Origin of the sequence: Micromonospora zingiberis, assembly GCF_004331455.1 — a bacterium.
In the GTDB taxonomy this organism is placed as follows: Bacteria; Actinomycetota; Actinomycetes; order Mycobacteriales; family Micromonosporaceae; genus Micromonospora; species Micromonospora zingiberis.
In genome coordinates this window covers 42,331-57,178 of the sequence record NZ_SJJR01000006.1, presented here as the reverse complement: position 1 = coordinate 57,178, position 14,848 = coordinate 42,331, and the positions used below count along the sequence as shown (strand labels likewise).

The following is a 14,848-nucleotide window of genomic DNA, read 5'->3' as shown; positions in this document are numbered from 1 at the left end:
CTGATCGGTTGCTTACTTCTCGATGACCGCGAGGACGTCGCGGGCGGAGAGCACCAGGTACTCCTCGCCGGCGTACTTGACCTCGGTGCCGCCGTACTTCGAGTAGAGGACGGTGTCGCCGACCTTGACGTCGATCGGCACGCGGTTGCCCTTGTCGTCGATCCGGCCCGGGCCGACAGCGAGGACGGTGCCCTCCTGCGGCTTCTCCTTGGCGGTGTCGGGAATCACGATGCCCGACGCCGTGGTGGTCTCAGCCTCGTTCGCCTGGACCACGATCCGGTCCTCGAGCGGCTTGATCGCAACCTTGGTCGCGGTAGTCACGGGCATACCCTCCTGGGGTACTTGGTTTCGTTACCGGTCGGCACGCCGACCAGCGTCAATCTGCCACATGCCACCGGGCGGGGCCGTCGTCGCGGGTGCCGGTCCGCCTGGCGTTCAACCCCCGGACACCAGGCCCGGAAGTTGGCACCCTCAGGGTGAGAGTGCTAATCGCAGGTTATTCCTCGGCTAGCACTCCGTCAAGGAGAGTGCCAACGGCACACTCTCGTGTCGCTGTCCCTGCACCCTCTTCCCCGCCACCCCGGCACCACGATCACCGCGCTTTCAGCCTCTGCTCCTGCCACCCCGTCTCCACGGTCGCCGCGCTTACGCCCTCTTCCGCCATCCCTTCTCCACTCTCGCGCCAGGGATTACCGCAACACGCCGGTTCTCCCTTCCGCCCGGCCACCCGATTCCCTACGTTGCGGCACGACCACACCACGGAGGGAGACGAAATGGTCGACGTGCCGACCCTGGGGTTTCTGCGCGACCAACTGCGCCGAGCCCGCCAGCTGCGCGGACTCACCCAGGAGGAGCTGGGCAAAATGATCAGTTACGCGGCCTCCTCGGTGAGCGCGATGGAGACCGGCCAGAACCAGGTCAGCCCCGACTACCTGGCCCGGTTCGACAAGGTGCTGGAGACCGGCGGCCTCTTCGTCGGGATGCTGGAGCTGATCCGGCTACACGCCGAGCCCGACTGGTTCCGCCCGTGGGGCGAGATCGAACGGGAGGCCGTCGCGCTGCGCTGGTGCGACCCGACGGTGGTCCCCGGCCTGCTCCAGACCGAGGCGTACGCGCGGGCCATGCTCCGGGTTGCCACGTTGCTCACCGAGGAGCAGGTCGAGAAGCGGGTACTGGCCCGGCTGGCCCGACAGGACGTGCTCACCCGCGACGATCCGCCGCAACTCGTCGCGCTGCTGGACGAACAGGTGCTGCGGCGGCAGGTCGGTGACCGGACGACCATGCGCGAACAACTCGCCCACCTGCTGGCCGTCGCGGCGCGGCCACACATCCAGGTACGGATCGTGCCGGCCGACGCCCCATGGCACACCGGACTGTCCGGCCCATTCATCCTGGCCCGGCTCCCCGACGGCGCCGAGGTGGCGCACCTGGACAACCAACTCCGGGGGCAGACCGAGGACAGCCCGAACGGCCTTGCCAGCCTGGGACGGCGTTGGGAGACTGTGGCCGGTGAGGCGCTGCCGCGCCGGCAGTCCGCCCGCCTGATCGAGGAAGTGGCGAAGTCATGGACCTGACCCGCGCCGTCTGGCGCAAGTCCAGCCGCAGCAACAACAACGGTGGTGCCTGCGTCGAGGTCGCCGACAACCTGCCCGACCTGGTCGCCGTACGCGACAGCAAGGACCCGACCGGCCCGGTACTCGCCTTCACCCCCACCACCTGGCGCGCCTTCGTCACCTCCCACCGCCCCACCCCCTGACCAGAACGTCCGCGCGTGACCAACCCCGTCCCGCCGGAACGGCGGTAACCCGCGCCCCGGCATACCACCGTTCCGCCAAAACCGTGACCATCAACCATCGACCGACCCTGCCCACCCCCGACCGACGGGCCGTGCGGCAGAGCGGGCCGTGCGGCAGAGCGGGCCGTGCGGCAGAGCGGGCCGTGGGGGTAGGCCCCGCCCAATAGGCAGACCGACGGCCAGACGAACCATCACCGTCCCGCCGAACTGGCCGCAACCCAGGCACCGGAATACCACCGCTCCACCGAAACCGTGACGATCACGCATCGGCCGGCAGCGCCTGTCTCGGACGAGTGGGCCGGACCGGTGGCCAAGCCGAGGGGCAGGCCGAGGGACGGACTGGTGGACCGTGGGCTGAGCCGGGCCGAGGGGCAGGCCAAGGGACGGAGGGCCCGGCACCGTTCCGCCGGAGTGGCGGTAACCCCGGCACCGGAATACCGCCATTCCAGCGAAACGGTGACGATCACACATCGGCCGGCGGCGCCGGGCGGCGGCGGGTGGGGTGGGGGTGGGGCGGGAGAATGGGTGGGTGGATCTGGAGCAGCTTGCGGCGTTGCGTACCGCCGAGGGGTCTGCCGCGCTCGACGCGGCCGCTCGGGTGGCCGGCGGTGATCCGCTGACCGCGGCGGCCACGCTCCGCTCGGCCGGGGTACCGGCCGGGCTGGCGGCGGCGGCACTGACCCAGGCGGAGCTGCGCCGCCGGGCGGTCGGCAAGTTCGGGCCGGCGGCGGACAGCATGTTCTTCACCCGGCCGGGCCTGGAGCAGGCCACCCGCGAGGTGGTCGCCCGGCGCCGCGCCCACCGGCTACGCGCCGCCGGGGTGACCAGCCTGGCCGACCTGGGCTGCGGGCTGGGGGCCGACGCACTCGCCGCCGCCCGTGCCGGCATCCGGGTGTACGGCGTGGAGGCCGACCCGCTCACCGCCGCGCTGGCCGAGGCGAACGCCCAGGCCGCCGGGCTGGCCGAGCTTTTCACCGTCGAGTGCGGCGACGCGACGGCGTTCGACGTGACCCGGGTCGAGGCGGTGTTCTGCGATCCGGCCCGCCGCCGGGCCGGCACCGGCCGGCGGATCTTCGACCCGAACTCCTACTCGCCGCCGTGGGACTTCGTCACCGACCTGGCGGTGCGGGTGCCGTACACGGTGGTGAAGGTCGCTCCGGGTCTCGACCATGCCCTCATCCCACCCGGCGCCGAAGCCGAGTGGGTCAGCGTCGACGGCGATCTGGTCGAGGCCGCACTCTGGTGCGGCCCACTAGCCGACACCCCCCGCCGCGCGACCGTGTTGAAGGAAGGGCCCCCTGTTAACGCCTCCGGTAGTAAAGGGGCCCCTTCTTATCACCTCGCCGACGGCCCGGCCGTCCACCAACTCGTCGGATCCGGCCGGGACGAGGCACCCGTCGGGCCGGTACGCCGCTTCGTCTACGACCCGGATCCAGCGGTGGTACGCGCCCACCTGATCGCCGAGCTGGCCACCGACCTGGACGCCACGCTGGCCGATCCGAGCATCGCCTACCTCTACGCCGACGTGGCGAAGCCGACGCCGTACGCCCGCTGCCTGGAGGTGACCGACGTGCTGCCGTTCTCGCTCAAGCGACTGCGTGCGCTGCTGCGGGAGCGCCGGATCGGCCGGGTCGAGATCCTCAAGCGTGGCTCCGCGCTGGAGCCCGAACGGCTCCGGCGCGACCTGCGCCTGACCGGCGACCAGCCGGCGAGCCTGGTGCTGACCCGGGTGGCCGCAGCCCCGACGGTGCTGGTCTGCCAGCCGATCACCTGACCCCAGCCACCCCGACGCCCGACCACCGGGGACCACGGCACCGGCAGCCTCGGTGAGGGAAAGCCGCTGGCCTGGGTGCCGGGGCGGGGTTAGGTTGGCGGCCATGACGGGACGGGGTACGCCGGCGACGGTGTTGCTGGCGAAGCGGAACATCAGCCATCGCACCCATCCCTACGACGTCTCAGCGGAGTCGCCGAACTACGGGGCGCTGGTCGCCGCCGCGCTCGGCGTGTCCCCGGAGCGGGTTTTCAAGACCCTGGTGACCGAGGTGGACGGGAGCCTCACCGTGGCGGTCGTGCCGGTCACCGGCGAGTTGGACCTCAAGGCCCTCGCCGCAGCCGTCGGTGGCAAGCGGGCCACGCTGGCCGAACGCGGGGCGGCCGAACGCGCCACCGGCTACGTACGCGGCGGCATCAGCCCGTTGGGGCAGCCCAAGCGGCTACCCACGGTGCTCGACTCCTCCGCCCTGGCCCACGCCACGGTCTATGTGTCGGCGGGCCGGCGTGGCCTTCAGGTCGAGTTGGCGCCGGCGGACCTGGTCGCCCTGACCGGCGCCCGGACCGCGCCCCTCGCCGCCGGCTGACCGTCGACAACCGCCTCACCTGGAGTCTGACCAGCCACATTGCCGGCTGGGGCCGCTGGCGTGGCAACCGCAAGTCGGCGGCGTTGCCGAATTGTTACTGCGGACAACAAACTCGCGACCACCATGCCCTTGTGCCGGCGTGTGACGCGGAATACGTTGCCGGGCACAACAAAAGAACGCACCGACACACCGACACCCTTCCCCCACTCTCGAAAGGACCCTGCACATGCGCAAGGGCTTCCTCGCCGTCGGCGCTGCGGGTCTGTTGACCCTTGGCAGCCTGACGGCCTGTGGTAACGAGTCCGGTGGCGACCAGGCCGGCTCCGACAAGACCCCGAAGATCGGCGTGATCCTGCCGGACAGCAAGTCCTCGGTTCGCTGGGAGAGCGCGGACCGTAAGTTCCTCAAGGAAGCGTTCGACGCGGCCGGCGTCCTGTCGGACATCCAGAACGCGCAGGGCGACAAGAACGCCTTCCAGACCATCGCCGACCAGATGATCACGGGCGGTGTCACCGTCCTGATGATCGTCAACCTGGACTCCGGCACCGGCAAGGCCGTCCTCGACAAGGCCAAGTCGCAGGGTGTCGCCACCATCGACTACGACCGCCTCACCCTCGGCGGCTCGGCGGAGTACTACGTCAGCTTCGACAACGTGGCCGTCGGCAAGCTCCAGGGCGAGGGCCTGGTCAAGTGCCTCACCGAGGCTGGCGTCCAGAAGCCGGCGATCGCGTACCTGAACGGCTCGCCCACCGACAACAACGCGACCCTGTTCAAGGAGGGCTACGACTCGGTCCTCAAGCCGAAGTTCGACGCCGGCGAGTACACCCAGGTCGCCGACGACTCCGTGCCGGACTGGGACAACGCGCAGGCCGCGACCATCTTCGAGCAGCAGCTCACCAAGGCCAGCGGCAAGATCGACGGGGTGCTCTCCGCGAACGACGGCCTCGGCAACGCCGCCATCTCGGTGCTGAAGAAGAACAACCTCAACGGCAAGGTCCCGGTGACCGGCCAGGACGCCGACCCGCAGGCGCTCCAGAACATCCTCGCCGGTGACCAGTGCATGACCGTCTACAAGGCGGTCAAGAAGGAGGCGGACGCCGCCGCCGAGCTGGCCATCGCACTGGCCAAGGGCGAGCGCAAGACGACCGGCCAGACGGTGAAGGACCCGGAGGGTAACCGGGACGTGCCGGCCGTGCTGCTCGCCCCGGCGGCGATCTACAAGGACAACGTCAAGGACGTCATCGCCGACGGCTACGTGACCAAGGAACAGATCTGCACCGGCGACTACGCCAAGCTCTGCACCGACGCGGGCATCAGCTGACCTGACCCCGCCAAGGCGGCGCCGCCCGGCACGGCAACCCCGTGCCGGGCGGCGCGACGCCGCTGGACGGGCCCCGATCTCCCTCCGCGAATAAGGAGAACCCCGTGTCCGCGACCCCACTGCTGGAGCTACGCGGGATCGACAAGAGTTTCGGTCCCGTCCAGGTGCTGCGTGACGTCGCCTTCGCCGCCTACCCGGGTGAGGTGACCGCGCTCGTCGGCGACAACGGCGCCGGCAAGTCGACCCTGGTCAAGTGCATCAGCGGCATCCACCCCACCGACGCCGGTGAGTTCGTCTTCGACGGCCGGCCGGTGACCATCAACAGCCCGCGCGACGCCTCCTCGCTCGGCATCGAGGTCGTCTACCAGGATCTCGCGCTCTGCGACAACCTCGACATCGTGCAGAACATGTTCCTCGGGCGGGAGAAGCGCAGCGGCATCGTCCTGGACGAACCGACGATGGAGCAGATGGCCGCGGAGACCCTGGCCGGGCTCTCCGTACGCACCGTCAAATCCCTGCGCCAGCACGTCTCCAGCCTCTCCGGCGGCCAGCGCCAGACCGTGGCGATCGCCAAGGCGGTGCTCTGGAACAGCAAGCTGGTGATCCTGGACGAGCCGACCGCCGCGCTCGGCGTCGCGCAGACCGCCCAGGTACTCGAACTGGTCCGCCGGCTGGCCGACAACGGTCTGGCCGTCGTCCTCATCTCACACAACATGAACGACGTCTTCGCCGTCTCCGACCGCATCGCCGCGCTCTACCTCGGCCAGATGGTCGCCCAGGTGAGGACCACCGATATCACCCACGCCCAGGTGGTCGAGCTGATCACCGCCGGTCGTTCCGGCGGGCTCGGACTCGCCGCCGACACGGGCGCCAACGGCAACGGCGCGGCGCCGTCCGACAGCACCACGGGAGGCGTCTCATGAGCGCGCACCAGCGAGCGAATCAGCACCGCCGGAACAATGCCGGCCCGCAGCGCAGCGGAGGGATGGCATGAGCACCACCGCCGTCACGCAGGAGGGGCCGGCCGCCGTCGCAGCGGCACCCACCGTCGGCAACCACGTCCGCGACTACTGGCGGCGGGTACGCGGCGGGGACATCGGCGCGCTGCCCGCCGTCGCCGGGCTGCTCGTCCTCTGCACGATCTTCTCGATCATGCGGCCGTCGTTCCTCACCGCCGGCAACTTCGCCAACCTGTTGACCCAGGGCGCGGCAGTCACGCTGATCGCGATGGGCCTGGTCTTCGTGCTGCTGCTCGGCGAGATCGACCTGTCGGCGGGTTTCGCCAGCGGCGTCTGCGCGGCGGTGCTGGCCAACGTGGTCACGGTCATCGGCTACCCCTGGTACGTCGCGGTGCTCGCCGCCGTGCTCACCGGCGTGGTGATCGGTACCGCGCTCGGTTTCCTGGTCGCCAAGATCGGCATTCCGTCGTTCGTGGTCACCCTCGCCGGCTTCCTCGCCTTCCAGGGCGTGGTGCTGCTGCTGATGGAGGAGGGCCGGAACATCTCGGTCCGCGACCCGGTGCTGGTGGCGATCGCCAACAACAACCTGCCGCCGGCGCTCGGCTGGGCGCTGGCCGCGTTCGCCGTCGCCGGGTTCGCCGCGGTGCAACTGCTCCGCTACCGCAAGCGGGCGGCGCGTGGCCTGATCAACGACCCGCTGACCGTGGTGCTGGGTCGCATCATCATGCTGGCTCTCGTCCTCGGCCTCGCCGTCTACGTGCTCAACCTGGAGCGCAGCCGCAACGTGCTGATCACCTCGCTCAAGGGTGTGCCGATCGTCGTGCCGATCATCGCCGTACTGCTGGTGGTCTGGACCTTCGTGCTCAAGCGGACCAGCTATGGCCGGCACATCTACGCGGTCGGCGGCAACAAGGAGGCCGCCCGCCGGGCCGGCATCAACGTGGACCGGATCCGGATCTCGGTCTTCGTGATCTGCTCTACGATGGCGGCGATCGGCGGTATCGTCGCCGCGAGCCGAGCCAACTCCGTCGACCCGAACACCGGTGGCAGCAACGTGCTGCTCTACGCCGTCGGCGCGGCGGTGATCGGCGGCACCAGTCTCTTCGGCGGCAAGGGTCGGGTCCTCGACGCGGTCCTCGGTGGCGCCGTGGTGGCGGTGATCGCCAACGGCATGGGCCTGATGGGTTACAGCTCCGGCGTCAAGTACGTGGTCACCGGCGTGGTGCTGCTGCTCGCGGCCAGCGTCGACGCGTTGTCCCGACGACGGGCCTCGGCCACCGGAAACCGCTGAACCGCACCACCGAAAGTAGTAAGCCCCGATGCGCGTAGGACCCAGCCAGGACGAGATCCGCCGGCAGAACCTCGGCGCGCTGCTGCGCTACGTGCATCTGCACGGCGCAACCACACGCGCCGAGTTGACCAACGTGCTGGGGCTGAACCGGAGCACCATCGGCGCGCTCACCGCCGACCTCGCCGCGGCCGGCCTGGTGACCGAGGGGGCGCCGAAGGAAACCGGCCGGGCCGGGCGACCGTCGCTGGTCGTCCGGCCCGAGTCGGAACGGATCTTCGCGTACGCGTACAGCATCGAGGTGGACCGGCTACGGGCCGCCCGGGTCGGGCTGGGCGGCGCGGTGCTCGACCGCCGGGAGTTGGACCGGCCGCGCGGTCTCACCGCCGCGGAGGCCGCACCGCTGCTGGCCGGGGTGGTCAAGGAGATGCGGCAGGCGCTGCCGAACGGCGCGGTCTGCGTGGGCGCCGGGATCGCGGTCTGCGGCATGGTGCGCCGCGACGACGGCCTGGTCCGGCTCGGGCCGGCGACCGGTTGGGTGGACGAGCCGATCGGCGCGGCGCTCGGCGCCGAACTCGGTGTCGACGTGCCGGTCAGCGTCGGGAACGTGGCCGACGTGGCGGCCTTCGCCGAACACGCGCGCGGGACGGCGGCCGGCTGCGACAACGTCATCTACCTCTACGGGGACGTGGGCGTCGGCGCCGGGATCATCGCCGGCGGCCGGCGGTTGACCGGACACGGCGGATACAGCGGCGAGGTCGGGCACATGGTGGTGGTCCGGGACGGGGCGCGCTGCGAGTGCGGCAACCGGGGCTGCTGGGAGACCGAGATCGGTGAGCACGGCCTGCTCCGCGCCGCCGGCCGCTCCGACGCCCGGGGCCGCGAGGCACTGCTGGAGGTCTTCGACGCCGCCGACCGGGGCGACGCCCGGGCCCAGACGGCGGTACGCCAGGCCGGCGACTGGCTCGGCTTCGGCGTGGCCAACCTGGTCAACATCTTCAACCCGGAGATGGTCATCTTCGGTGGCACGATGCGCGACCTGTACCTGGCCGCCGCCGCGCAGGTACGCAGCCGGCTGAACTCCAACGGGCTGCCCGCCTGCCTGGAGCACGTCCGGCTGCGTACGCCCACGCTCGGCACGGACGCCCCGCTGATCGGCGCCGCCGAACTGGCCTTCGACAGACTGCTCGCCGACCCGCTCGACGTCGGCTGACCAGGTCGGGAACATCGCCGCTGAGGTGGTTTCCCGAAGGATGAACTGATCGGCCCAACGATCCGTACCAGTGGGCGGACGGGCAGCCAGCGGGGTGCGGACGCCCGTCGGGCAGATGATCGGTTCTCGACCGAGGAGGCACCGCAGAGATGGCACCGCTGGATTCCGCTCGTCACCGGCAGGGCAACCGGTCCCGTCGCTTGGCGGTGCTGCTCACCACGATTGCCGCGGCCCTCATCGCGCTGCCCGGGGCAGCGATGGCCGCGCCCGCCGGTCAGCAGCTCGCCGCCGCCGACCAGGCCCTGCTCGACGGCGTACGGCTGGCCGGGCTCTGGGAGATGCCGGCTGGGCAGATGGCCGCCGAGAAGGGCCAGTCACGGGTGGTCCGGGAGGTCGGCGCGGAGATCGCCCGGCAGCACGAGGAACTGGACCGACTCACCGTGGAGGCCGCCAACAAGCTCGGCGCGACCATCCCGAACGCGCCGTCCGCGCAGCAGCAGGTCTGGCTGACGGAGATGAAGAACGCCACCGGCGCCCAGTTCGACCAGATCTTCGTCACCCGGCTCCGGGTCGCCCACGGCTCGATTCTCCCGGTCGTCACCGCGGTCCGGGGCAGCACCCGCAACGACGTCATCCGCGAACTGGCCAACGCCACCAACAAGTTCGTCAGCGACCACATGCTGATGCTGGAGAGCACCGGCCTGGTGCGGTACGCCGAACTGCCGCCGGCCGTGCTGCCCGCACCCGGCGACGACGGCCTGATCGCCGCCGCGTCGGCCAACACCGGCCCGCAGATGGGCATCAGCAACACCCTGATCTGGGTGATCTTCCTCGGCGCCATCGGCACCGGCGGTTTCCTCAGCTACCGCCTGCTCCGCCGCAACTAGTCCAGCGCGACCGATGCCCACCCGTACCCGAGCGGCGGTCCTGCTCGGGCTGATCCTGGCCACCCTGTGCGCCGCCCTGGGCCCCACGAGCCCAGCGGCGGCGCACGCCGTCGTGGTCGCCACCACGCCGCAACGGGACGAGGTGCTCGGCTACGCCCCGCGCGAGGTGCTGGTCACCTTCAGCGAGCCGATCGCCGCCGTGCCCGGCCGGGTGCAGGTGCTCGCCCCCGACGGCAAGCGGGTCAACGTCGGTGACCCGGAGGTACGCGACGGCACCATGCGGATCGCGCTGCGGGCGGCCGACCGTCCACTCGGCACGTACCTGGTCAGCTACCGGGTCGTCTCGGCGGACAGCCACCCGATCTCCGGCAGCTTCACCTTCGCCGCCGGAGCGCCCTCGGCGACCCCGCCGGTGCCGGCCGACGCCGCCGTCGAGTCACCGGCCGGAACCCTGGTGCCGGCCGCGAAGTACCTCGGCTACCTGGGCCTGCTGCTGGCCGTCGGCCCGCCGCTGCTCGCGGCGACCCTCTGGCCGCGTCGGCGGTCCCGGCGCGGGGCAACGGTCATGGCGCTGGTCGGGCTCGGTCTGGTCGCCGCCGCCACGGTGGGCACCTGGGTCGGGCAGGCCGCGCAGGTGGTCGGCGCCCCGGTGGGCCGGCTGTCCATGGCGGACCTGCGGGCGGTCGCGGACACCGACATCGGGTTGGTGCTGGCCGTACGTCTGGCACTGGTCTGCCTCGCCGCCGCCCTGCTGCCGACGGTCACCCGGGGCACCGCCGGACGCTGGCGGGCCGGTGCGCTGGCGGCGGTGGGCCTCGCCGGGCTGGTCACCTGGCCGCTCGCCGGGCATCCGGTCGCCGCACCGGTGCCGCCGGTGAGCATCATGCTGACCACCGTGCACGTCGCCGGGGTCACCGTGTGGCTCGGCGGCCTGCTCACCCTGACCGTGTTCCTGCTCCGGGGCACCCACGAGCGGGTCCTCGCCCGGATCCTGCCGGTCTGGTCGAGGTGGGCCACCCTGGCGGTCGCCTGGCTCGTGACCGCCGGGATCATCCAGGCCGCGATCGAACTCGGCCGGCCGTCGGCGCTGCTGGGCAGCACGTACGGGCGGCTACTCGGCGCCAAGGCCGCGCTGCTGGCCGTGGTCCTGGTCGTGGCCGCCGGGCAGCGGCGCCTGATCCGTCGCCGGGCCGCCGCCGGTCAACCCCGCCGGGTCGCCCGGGCGGCCGGAGTCGAACTCGCGGTGACCGCGGTGATCCTGGCGCTGACGGCGATGCTCGTGCAGACCCCACCGGGTCGTACGGCCGGTACGGTCGCCGCCGGTGTGGCCCGGGAGGGCGTCGCGCAGTCGCTCACCACCGACCTGTTCACGCTCCAGTTCGACATCTACCCGGCCGCCGCCGGCACCACGAACAGCCTGCACGCCTACGTCTACACCCCGCAGGCGAAGGAGTTGCCGGTCGCCGAGTGGACGATCACCGCCGCGTTGCCGGAGGCCGGCATCGAACCGATCACCGTCGACGTCCTCGCGCTGGAACCGCACCACGGCAGCGCCGCGATCCACTTTCCGGTGGCCGGTGAGTGGACCCTGCGCATCGCCGCCCGGACCAGCGAGATCGACCGGTCCACCGCCACCACCACGGTGACCATCCGCTGACCGGCGGCGGCGACTCAGCGGTCGACCTGGGTGAAGTCCCAGGAGTGCGGTGGGCGGGCGAGCAGCATCACCGGCGGTTCGGGCAGCGGCCGGGGGCTGCTCCGCCACTTGGAGATCACCACCACCCGATGGTCCGTGGACGAGAAGACCTCGCTGGACAGGTGCAGCGGGTCATGCTCGAACTCGGGTAGGGCGCTGTCGCAGACCCAGGTGATCAGATCGGCGAGCGCGTACGACTCGGCCCGCGCCTCCCACATCCGTACGATCACGTCGACGTCCTCCCTCAGACGCTGACCGTGGTCAGCGGCATGGCCGAATCCGCCGGCAGATCCAGCCGGCTCGGCGCGACACCCGAGGCGACCAGGTGTGCGCCGAGCGCGGCCACCATCGCGCCGTTGTCGGTGCACAACCCCGGCCGGGGCACCCGTACCCGGATGCCGTGCCGGGCCGCGCGCTGCTCGGCCATCGCCCGCAGCCGCGAGTTGGCCGCCACTCCCCCGCCGATGACCAGGGTCTCGATGCCGCTGGTCCGGCAGGCGTCCAACGCCTTGGCGACCAGCACGTCACAGACCGCCTCCTGGAAGGACGCGGCGACGTCGGCGACCGGGACCGGCTCACCGGCCCGCTGCCGGGCCTCCACCCAGCGGGCCACCGCGGTCTTGAGCCCCGAGAACGAGAAGTCGTAGCGGTGTGCGGCGAGATCCTTGGCGGCGGTCAGCCCGCGCGGGAAGGCGATGGCCGCCGGGTCACCGGCCCGGGCCTCCCGGTCGATGTACGGCCCGCCGGGGAACGGCAGTCCGAGCAGTCGGGCGATCTTGTCGAACGCCTCACCGGCCGCGTCGTCGATGGTGGCACCGAGTGGCGTCACGCCCCGGGCCAGGTCGTCGACCAGGAGCAGGGAGGAGTGCCCGCCGGAGACGAGCAACGCGACCGCCGGTTCGGGCAGCGGGCCGTGTTCCAGGGTGTCCACGGCGACGTGCGCGGCCAGGTGGTTGACCCCGTACACCGGCTTCTCGGCGGCGACCGCGTACCCCTTGGCGGCGGCCACCCCGACCAGCAGCGCGCCGGCCAGGCCGGGGCCGGCGGTCACCGCGATCGCGTCGATGTCGGCGAGGGCCACCCCGGCCTCGGTCAGCGCCCGCTGCATGGTCGGCACGATGGCCTCCAGGTGCGCCCGGCTGGCCACCTCGGGCACCACCCCGCCGAACCGGGCGTGCTGGTCCACGCTGGAGGCGAGCGCGTCGGCGAGCAGCGTGTGACCCCGCACGATGCCGACACCGGTCTCGTCGCACGAGGTCTCGATGCCGAGGATCAGTGGTTCGTCAGCCATGGCAGTCTCAGTCCTGGATGCGCTGCATCACCAGCGCGTCGGTGTTGCTCGGTTGGTAGTAGCCCCGGCGCACGCCGATCGGTTCGAACCCGTAGCCGGCGTAGAGCCGCTGGGCCGGCGCGTTGTCCGCGGCGACCTCCAACAGCACGGCCCGTACGCTGCGCTGCCCGGCCTCGGCGAGCAGCGCCTCCAGCAGGAGCCGCCCGATCCCCCGGCGCTGCGCGTCCCGGCGCACCGCGATGTTCTGCACCCACGCCTCGTCCGGCGACGCGACGGCGAGCCCCGCGTAGCCGAGCACCAGGCCGTCGTCGTCGGTCGCGATCCGGTAGAAGTGCCGATTGGCCAGTTCGTTCCAGAACATCGCGGCGGACCACTGCTCGGCGCCGAAGAGATCCGCCTCGATGGCCAGCACCTCGTCGATGTGCCACCAACGGAACGGGGCGAGGCGCACCGCGCTCACGGCAGGACCGGCTTCCGCGCGGTCGCCGCCACGGCGTCCGGACGGCGCAGGTAGAGCGGGGTCAGCGGGTCACCGGGGGCACCGGCCCGGATCCGCTCGGCGGCCAGGGTGGCGAGCGCGTTCGCGTCCGGGTATCGCGGCTCGGGCCGCAGGGGCAGCCCCAGGGTGTCGGCGTACCGGTGCGCGCCGTCGCCGACCGCGACGGTCACCGACAGCGCCCGGGCCCGCTCGGCGGCGACCAGCGGCGTGCCGACCTCCGGCCCGACGAGGCGCTGACCCGCGCCGTCGTAGATCGCCCAGTAGACCTCCCGGCGCCGCGCGTCGCTCGCCGCCAGCACCGGCTCGCCGGCCGCCGCCGGGTAGCCGATGGCGTCGAGTGAGCAGACGCCGTACGCCGGAATGTCGAGCACCTGGCCCATGGTGGCGGCGGTGACCAGCCCCACCCGCAGCCCGGTGAACGGGCCGGGGCCGAGGCCGGCGACGATCGCGCCCAGGTCGGTCGGCCGGGCACCGACGTCGGCGAGGACCGCGTCCACCTGTGGCGCGAGCAGCTCGCCGTGCGCCCGGGCATCGACCGTGCACCGGTGCGCCCGGGTCACCACGCCACTCGCGGTGACCTCGACGAGCGCCGCGGTCACCGCCGGGGTCGAGCTGTCCACCACCAGTACGAGCACAATGAGCCAGCCTAGCCGCACCCCTCCCGTGCCGCGTCACGCCCGCCCACCCGAGTCGATCGAGGTCGGCGACGGTGGGTACAGCTACCGGGTGGTGCCGCTGGTGCGGGTGGAGTCGACCGAGCCGGGCGCAGCCGAGTTGCTGCGCCGCTACCGCAGCCGTGCGACCGGCTGACCGCTCAGCCGGCCGATCGTTCCCAGTCGATGGTGGGCCGACCGGCGTCGGCGAGCGCCTTGTTGGCGGCGCTGAACGGCCGGCTGCCGAGGAAGCCGCGCGGGTTCATCGGGCTCGGGTGCCCCGCTTCCAGCACGACGTGCTGCGGGTTGCTGATCAACGCCGCCTTCTTGCGCGCGTAGCCGCCCCAGAGCAGGAACACCACCGGGGACTCCTGGGCGTCGAGGGCGTGGATGGTGGCGTCGGTGAACTCCTCCCAGCCACGGTTGGCGTGCGAGCCGGGGCTGCCCTGCCGCACGGTCAGCACCGAGTTGAGCAGCAGCACGCCCTGCGCCGCCCAGCCGTCCAGGTTGCCGCTGCGCGGCTTGGGCACGCCCAGGTCCTCGCCCAACTCCTTGAAGACGTTGCGTAGCGACGGCGGCACGGACACCCCTTCGCGCACGCTGAAACTCAGCCCGTGGGCCTGGCCGGCGCGGTGGTAGGGATCCTGGCCGAGGATCAGCACCCGGCAGGCCGACGGCGCGCACAGCCGGTAGGCCGAGAAGAGGTCCTCGACCGGCGGGAAGACCGTGCCGGTGGCGTACTCCTGGGTGACGAACTCGCCCAGTGCGGCCGTGCGGGCCGGGTCGAGATGCGGGGCGAGCACCACCCGCCACTCCTCCGGTAGCAGCGCCAACAGATCCAGGGTGGCAACGTCGTCGGGCATCAGCGGCCTTTCACCGATCAGATGTG

17 protein-coding genes are annotated in these 14,848 nt (G+C 71.8%); 11 read left to right on the top strand and 6 right to left on the bottom strand.

Annotated features, from left to right (window positions below; all coding sequences use genetic code 11):
- Positions 1 to 12 precede the first annotated feature (12 nt).
- Entirely contained in the window at positions 13 to 327 is a 315-nt protein-coding gene (groES, locus tag E0H26_RS11245; RefSeq protein WP_018222648.1) for a co-chaperone GroES, read from the bottom strand.
- A 446-nt stretch (positions 328 to 773) separates the two neighbouring features.
- Between groES and E0H26_RS11240 the strand changes: the two genes are divergently transcribed.
- The 10 genes from E0H26_RS11240 to E0H26_RS11195 all read left to right on the top strand — a co-directional run bounded on the left by E0H26_RS11240 (position 774) and on the right by E0H26_RS11195 (position 11,477).
- Positions 774 to 1,574: a helix-turn-helix domain-containing protein gene (locus E0H26_RS11240; RefSeq protein WP_131303541.1), complete on the top strand. Its 801-nt coding sequence runs from the start codon at positions 774 to 776 to the stop codon at positions 1,572 to 1,574.
- Positions 1,565 to 1,756 (top strand): DUF397 domain-containing protein, encoded by a 192-nt coding sequence (locus tag E0H26_RS11235; protein WP_131303540.1) that lies wholly within the window; start codon positions 1,565 to 1,567, stop codon positions 1,754 to 1,756. The genes E0H26_RS11240 and E0H26_RS11235 overlap by 10 nt, the downstream gene beginning before the upstream one ends.
- Before the next feature lie 568 nt (positions 1,757 to 2,324).
- Positions 2,325 to 3,569: a THUMP-like domain-containing protein gene (locus E0H26_RS11230; protein ID WP_131303539.1), complete on the top strand. Its 1,245-nt coding sequence runs from the start codon at positions 2,325 to 2,327 to the stop codon at positions 3,567 to 3,569.
- Between the two features lie 103 nt (positions 3,570 to 3,672).
- A complete protein-coding gene (ybaK, locus tag E0H26_RS11225; protein ID WP_131303538.1) occupies positions 3,673 to 4,152 on the top strand; it encodes a Cys-tRNA(Pro) deacylase in 480 nt (159 codons plus the stop codon).
- Between the two features lie 226 nt (positions 4,153 to 4,378).
- Entirely contained in the window at positions 4,379 to 5,473 is a 1,095-nt protein-coding gene (locus E0H26_RS11220) for a sugar ABC transporter substrate-binding protein (RefSeq protein WP_131303537.1), read from the top strand.
- Between the two features lie 104 nt (positions 5,474 to 5,577).
- Positions 5,578 to 6,396: an ATP-binding cassette domain-containing protein gene (locus E0H26_RS11215; RefSeq protein ID WP_131303536.1), complete on the top strand. Its 819-nt coding sequence runs from the start codon at positions 5,578 to 5,580 to the stop codon at positions 6,394 to 6,396.
- A 67-nt stretch (positions 6,397 to 6,463) separates the two neighbouring features.
- Positions 6,464 to 7,723 carry a sugar ABC transporter permease gene (locus tag E0H26_RS11210; protein WP_131303535.1) on the top strand — a complete coding sequence of 420 codons (1,260 nt, stop codon included), beginning with the start codon at positions 6,464 to 6,466 and terminating at the stop codon, positions 7,721 to 7,723.
- A gap of 28 nt (positions 7,724 to 7,751) precedes the next feature.
- Positions 7,752 to 8,933, top strand: a complete 1,182-nt coding sequence (locus E0H26_RS11205; RefSeq protein WP_131303534.1) for an ROK family transcriptional regulator — start codon at positions 7,752 to 7,754, stop codon at positions 8,931 to 8,933.
- Between the two features lie 149 nt (positions 8,934 to 9,082).
- Positions 9,083 to 9,820, top strand: a complete 738-nt coding sequence (locus E0H26_RS11200; RefSeq protein ID WP_131303533.1) for a DUF4142 domain-containing protein — start codon at positions 9,083 to 9,085, stop codon at positions 9,818 to 9,820.
- 13 nt (positions 9,821 to 9,833) lie between these two features.
- Positions 9,834 to 11,477: a copper resistance CopC/CopD family protein gene (locus E0H26_RS11195; RefSeq protein WP_131303532.1), complete on the top strand. Its 1,644-nt coding sequence runs from the start codon at positions 9,834 to 9,836 to the stop codon at positions 11,475 to 11,477.
- Between the two features lie 14 nt (positions 11,478 to 11,491).
- Here E0H26_RS11195 and E0H26_RS11190 read toward each other — a convergent pair whose 3' ends face one another.
- Genes E0H26_RS11190 through tsaB form a run of 4 tightly spaced genes read right to left on the bottom strand, consistent with a single transcriptional unit; the run spans position 11,492 to position 13,941 of the window.
- Complete coding sequence (locus E0H26_RS11190; RefSeq protein WP_131303531.1) at positions 11,492 to 11,746, bottom strand: hypothetical protein; 255 nt, start codon at positions 11,744 to 11,746, stop codon at positions 11,492 to 11,494.
- A 14-nt stretch (positions 11,747 to 11,760) separates the two neighbouring features.
- Positions 11,761 to 12,807: a tRNA (adenosine(37)-N6)-threonylcarbamoyltransferase complex transferase subunit TsaD gene (gene tsaD / locus E0H26_RS11185; protein ID WP_131303530.1), complete on the bottom strand. Its 1,047-nt coding sequence runs from the start codon at positions 12,805 to 12,807 to the stop codon at positions 11,761 to 11,763.
- Between the two features lie 7 nt (positions 12,808 to 12,814).
- Positions 12,815 to 13,267, bottom strand: coding sequence for a ribosomal protein S18-alanine N-acetyltransferase (gene rimI / locus E0H26_RS11180; protein ID WP_206025025.1), 453 nt, complete (start codon positions 13,265 to 13,267; stop codon positions 12,815 to 12,817).
- Positions 13,264 to 13,941 (bottom strand): tRNA (adenosine(37)-N6)-threonylcarbamoyltransferase complex dimerization subunit type 1 TsaB, encoded by a 678-nt coding sequence (gene tsaB / locus E0H26_RS11175; RefSeq protein ID WP_131303529.1) that lies wholly within the window; start codon positions 13,939 to 13,941, stop codon positions 13,264 to 13,266. The genes rimI and tsaB overlap by 4 nt, the downstream gene beginning before the upstream one ends.
- A 1-nt stretch (position 13,942) precedes the next feature.
- On the opposite strand from tsaB, the gene E0H26_RS29245 reads away from it, so the two are divergent.
- Positions 13,943 to 14,116 carry a hypothetical protein gene (locus E0H26_RS29245; RefSeq protein ID WP_165521816.1) on the top strand — a complete coding sequence of 58 codons (174 nt, stop codon included), beginning with the start codon at positions 13,943 to 13,945 and terminating at the stop codon, positions 14,114 to 14,116.
- 4 nt (positions 14,117 to 14,120) lie between these two features.
- Here E0H26_RS29245 and ung read toward each other — a convergent pair whose 3' ends face one another.
- A complete protein-coding gene (ung, locus tag E0H26_RS11170) occupies positions 14,121 to 14,822 on the bottom strand; it encodes a uracil-DNA glycosylase (protein ID WP_131303528.1) in 702 nt (233 codons plus the stop codon).
- Between the last annotated feature and the right edge of the window lie 26 nt (positions 14,823 to 14,848).

What these genes read in the sequence shown, in the direction of transcription:
- groES (WP_018222648.1), bottom strand. Translation starts at nt 327, where the DNA reads ATGCCCGTGACTACCGCGACCAAGGTTGCGATCAAGCCGCTCGAGGAC.
- E0H26_RS11240 (WP_131303541.1), top strand. Translation starts at nt 774, where the DNA reads ATGGTCGACGTGCCGACCCTGGGGTTTCTGCGCGACCAACTGCGCCGA.
- E0H26_RS11235 (WP_131303540.1), top strand. Translation starts at nt 1,565, where the DNA reads ATGGACCTGACCCGCGCCGTCTGGCGCAAGTCCAGCCGCAGCAACAAC.
- ybaK (WP_131303538.1), top strand. Translation starts at nt 3,673, where the DNA reads ATGACGGGACGGGGTACGCCGGCGACGGTGTTGCTGGCGAAGCGGAAC.
- E0H26_RS11220 (WP_131303537.1), top strand. Translation starts at nt 4,379, where the DNA reads ATGCGCAAGGGCTTCCTCGCCGTCGGCGCTGCGGGTCTGTTGACCCTT.
- E0H26_RS11210 (WP_131303535.1), top strand. Translation starts at nt 6,464, where the DNA reads ATGAGCACCACCGCCGTCACGCAGGAGGGGCCGGCCGCCGTCGCAGCG.
- E0H26_RS11205 (WP_131303534.1), top strand. Translation starts at nt 7,752, where the DNA reads ATGCGCGTAGGACCCAGCCAGGACGAGATCCGCCGGCAGAACCTCGGC.
- E0H26_RS11200 (WP_131303533.1), top strand. Translation starts at nt 9,083, where the DNA reads ATGGCACCGCTGGATTCCGCTCGTCACCGGCAGGGCAACCGGTCCCGT.
- E0H26_RS11195 (WP_131303532.1), top strand. Translation starts at nt 9,834, where the DNA reads ATGCCCACCCGTACCCGAGCGGCGGTCCTGCTCGGGCTGATCCTGGCC.
- tsaD (WP_131303530.1), bottom strand. Translation starts at nt 12,807, where the DNA reads ATGGCTGACGAACCACTGATCCTCGGCATCGAGACCTCGTGCGACGAG.
- E0H26_RS29245 (WP_165521816.1), top strand. Translation starts at nt 13,943, where the DNA reads ATGAGCCAGCCTAGCCGCACCCCTCCCGTGCCGCGTCACGCCCGCCCA.
- ung (WP_131303528.1), bottom strand. Translation starts at nt 14,822, where the DNA reads ATGCCCGACGACGTTGCCACCCTGGATCTGTTGGCGCTGCTACCGGAG.